We start from the raw sequence: 3,764 nt of genomic DNA on the forward strand, positions 1-3,764 counted from the left end.
TAGGACTTATAGGTCGCTTGTCTTATAGGAGGTACGGCAGGCTGCGGCAGGCTAGCAGTATCCGTCGCTTTTGTAAAATCAATATCAAATAAATTATGAGTATTTGTGGTCATAAAAAGGATCTTTTAGAGAAGTGATTTAAGTATAAAAATGTAAAGGTTACTATTTCTAACTATATCTGAACGATCATAGGCTGACGCTTTTAGCTTTTATCTTCTAGCTTAGTGCTTTGGGAACGTTTGTGTGAATAGTCAAAAGTTACGTTTTGCAACGCAGTAAACGCACAAATAAACAGCGTGTGGACATGGGTCTTGCTACTATCGATGAATCAATACTATTTAATCACGTTTTGATGTGCCGTGTTTTAATTTGATATGACCTAAAAGCTGTAGACGCAAGCATTATTTTTTGAATAACAACCGTTAAGGATAACTTATGAGCAACGCTATGATTAACACCGTTACCATCGACAAAGCCGATATTCCAAATGGTGGCATGAAGTCCTACAAGCAAGACGATGATAGTATCATTTTAATCACTCGTGATGATAATGAGTTTAGCGCCTTTGATGGTAAATGTCCGCATGCGGGTGCAGATTTGGGCGAGGGTATGCGCTGCGGTGATCGCGTTATCTGTCCATGGCATCATGGTAGCTTTGATAGCCGTGATGGGACGCTGCTTGAGCCTGTGGCTATGCGCGGCTTGACTCAGTATGAACTGACCGATGAGGGCGATAGCCTCACTATCAATACCGCAGCAAAGATGGACAAACGCGTAGAGAATGACAAATTAACTGACACTCATACGATCATTGTTGGCGGCGGCGGAGCCGGCTTTATGACTGCCAATCAGCTGCGTCATACTGGCTACGGCGGCAAAATTACTATCATTAGTAAAGACGACAAAGCGCCCTATAATCGTCCTCTACTATCAAAAGCGTTTTTGGCAGGCAAGATGGATGAGAAATATTTGATGCTGGGCGGCGCAGAATGGGCCAGCAAAAACAATATCGATCTGCGCCTAAAGCAAACGGTGAGCGAAGTGCTCCCTAATGAATGCACTATCGTTGTGACAAACGAGAATGGCGATAGCGAGCAACAAACCGCAGATTTCTTAGTCGTTGCAACAGGCGCTGAACCTAAAATACCACCCTTTAAAGGCGCTGATTTAGACGGCGTCTATACACTGCGCAGTATGGATGATGCCAAGGCAATCAAAGGTGCTACCGACAACAAAAACGTTGTCATCGTCGGTACAGGCTTTATCGGTATGGAGGCTGCTTCTGCATTGGCGCAGGCAGGCGAGACAAAGTCTATCACTGTCGTTGCTCGCGGCGCACGCGTCATGGCAAATATCGTCTCAGAAACGGTGAGTAATGCCCTTGTTAAACTTCATGAAGAAAAAGGTATCAAATTTGCCTTTGGCGCAGGCGTCGATCAAATCAATGGCGACGGCAAAGTTAGTGGCGTTACATTGTCAGATGGTAGTAGTATCGATGCTGACGTTGTCATCTTAGGCACTGGCGTCGCGCCACGTACCGAATTGCTCAATGAGGTTAACGATCCAGACGGCGTACAGGTCGATGATCACTTGCAGTTGCGTGATGGCGTTTATGCGCTCGGTGATATTGCCAAAGCCACCAATCAGATGGGGCGGATGCGTATTGAGCATTGGCGCGTAGCACTGCAACACGGCATCGTAACTGCCGCTGCTATTTTAAATGAAGACAACGTTAACTCACTAGAGGAGCGTATTCCGTTCTTTTGGACGGCGCAGTATGGCAATAGTTTGCGCTATAGCGGACATGCGGCGACGCCCGATCATAATATCTTGTTCGGCTCGCCTGATACGCTAGACTACATCGAGTATTATTTCGATGACGAAGGGGAGAATACGCGTGCCAGCGCTGCAAGCTCCTTAGGACGTGACAAAGAGCTGATTGCCTTCTCTGAACTCTTGCGCCGTGGTCATGCGCCAACGCGCGCGCAGATCAATGCAGGGTTCGATATTATTGAGCAAGCAATGGTTTTATCGCGCTAGCATTGGCAGAGTTTTGTTACTATAAAGGCTGATCTATTGATTTAGGTCAGCCTTTTTATATATTAAATAGCATATTTTTGTTATACAAAGCGCTTTTTAAATCTTGAGAATACAATGATGACTACTATCAAAAACAAAGAAAAGGTGTTTCTTCGTCAAGCAACGGCCGACGATGTTGGTGCCATTGAGCAATTACTCAACCTGTGCTACCGAAGCACCCAAGGCTGGACGAATGAAGCATCTCTCGTCGGCGGCATACGCATTACCCAAAGCGAGCTTATCCACATCATCAACGATCCAAAACACTACTTTTTTGTATATCCCAAAACGACGATGGGCGAGCGCGATAGCGAAGAGACAGGCGAGCTACTAGGCTGCATTGCAGTTGATATAAAATCAGATAGTGATGTCAACAACAAAGCCTATATTGGCATGTTTGCCGTTCATCCAGAATTACAAGGGTGCGGCGTGGGTCATGTCATCTTAGAAGCCGCCGAGACTTTTGTGACGCGGCATTTACTATCTAGTCATGAGCAAAGGAGCGATCAGCCAAGCCGTCTGACCATGTCAATCTTGAGTCATCGTCCTGAGCTGTTGGCATATTATCAGCGACGCGGCTATCAGTTGAATGGCAATAGTATGCCGTTCCCAGATGATGGTAATAATGGCGAGCCTAAACGGCAAGATTTAGAGCTATTAGAATTAGAAAAATTGGTGAGCAGATAGGATTATCTTTACTGTCCCCAAAAGTGCCCAAAGGTCATAAACAGCCCAGCGCTTAGTAATACAAAGGCGACAATAAGTAAGCGCTTAAACCAGTTAAAGGCGGGCTGGCGCGTGGCATTGTCATCAGACATAAGGTAGGCAAACAAGCACAGTAAGCTTGCCGCCAATGTCATAATGCCAAGCCCAATAGGTAGGATGTATAGGTAGATCTGCCACACAATTATCTCGCAACTCTTATTATTTAAAGCATCATAACAGTATCAAGATTGTGCTGTCTGTCATAGATTTTAGTACAGGCATAGATTATTAAGTAAACTGGCTTTGGTCTAAAGACAACCGGGGTTAAATCAGCACGCTTGTATTACTCAGAATCATCATGCATCTGTGCTTGGATATAATTCTCTACACCTACCGATTTAATCAAATCCTCTTGTGTATCAAGCCAGTCGTCATACTCCTCATTACCATCCTTAAGAGTAAGCAATAAATGACGTGATACATAGTCTTGATGCGTCTCACACAACGTAATCGCATCAGTAAGAATGTCGAATTTTTGTCGCTCTAAACGCAAGTTGCAACTGATAATTTCAGGGACGTCTTCACCGATATAGACTTTGCCTAGTTGTTGTAGATTAGGAAGCCCACCGAGCAAAAAGATACGGGCAATCAGATCATCCGACCACTTCATCTCAGCGATAGATTGTTTGTACAAATGATCGTTTAGAACCTCTAGTCCCCAATGCCTTGCCATACGCGCATGCAAAAAATACTGATTAATCGCTATTAAAGACTGACCAAGCACTTTATTGAGCACTTGAATGACTTCTTTGTCGCCTCTCATGATTCTCTCCTTTAGTGTGATACTAAATCTGGCGATACTTCAGCCATTTGGCTCTGCAAGTAGTTAGGCAGACTTATCATATCAATAAGACGCAGCTGCTGCTCAAGCCAATGAGCATGATCTTCTTCAGTGTCTTTGAGCTGCTGGGTCAAGATAT

The 3,764-nt window shown here is 44.6% G+C and carries 4 protein-coding genes and 1 pseudogene; 2 read left to right on the plus strand and 3 right to left on the minus strand.

What is annotated here, in order from left to right:
- Positions 1-435: 435 nt before the first annotated feature.
- Together ACTXGO_RS10880 and ACTXGO_RS10885 are read left to right on the plus strand one after the other, a co-directional pair.
- Positions 436-2,040: an FAD-dependent oxidoreductase gene (locus ACTXGO_RS10880; RefSeq protein ID WP_443574476.1), complete on the plus strand. Its 1,605-nt coding sequence runs from the start codon at positions 436-438 to the stop codon at positions 2,038-2,040.
- A gap of 114 nt (positions 2,041-2,154) precedes the next feature.
- A complete protein-coding gene (locus ACTXGO_RS10885) occupies positions 2,155-2,766 on the plus strand; it encodes a GNAT family N-acetyltransferase (RefSeq protein WP_443574478.1) in 612 nt (203 codons plus the stop codon).
- Between the two features lie 8 nt (positions 2,767-2,774).
- On the opposite strand, the gene ACTXGO_RS10890 is transcribed toward ACTXGO_RS10885, so the two are convergent.
- The 3 genes and pseudogenes from ACTXGO_RS10890 to ACTXGO_RS10900 all read right to left on the minus strand — a co-directional run.
- Positions 2,775-2,984, minus strand: coding sequence for a hypothetical protein (locus tag ACTXGO_RS10890; protein ID WP_443574480.1), 210 nt, complete (start codon positions 2,982-2,984; stop codon positions 2,775-2,777).
- A 143-nt stretch (positions 2,985-3,127) separates the two neighbouring features.
- Positions 3,128-3,607, minus strand: a complete 480-nt coding sequence (gene bfr / locus ACTXGO_RS10895; RefSeq protein ID WP_443574482.1) for a bacterioferritin — start codon at positions 3,605-3,607, stop codon at positions 3,128-3,130.
- Between the two features lie 11 nt (positions 3,608-3,618).
- Positions 3,619-3,764 (minus strand): annotated as a pseudogene (locus tag ACTXGO_RS10900) (bacterioferritin); the annotation flags it as partial.

It is taken from the genome of Psychrobacter sp. T6-1 (assembly GCF_052258445.1).

Bases quoted from the DNA above. Each gene is read 5' to 3' on its own strand.
- ACTXGO_RS10880 (WP_443574476.1), top strand. From the start codon at position 436: ATGAGCAACGCTATGATTAACACCGTTACCATCGACAAAGCCGATATT.
- bfr (WP_443574482.1), bottom strand. From the start codon at position 3,607: ATGAGAGGCGACAAAGAAGTCATTCAAGTGCTCAATAAAGTGCTTGGT.
- ACTXGO_RS10885 (WP_443574478.1), top strand. From the start codon at position 2,155: ATGATGACTACTATCAAAAACAAAGAAAAGGTGTTTCTTCGTCAAGCA.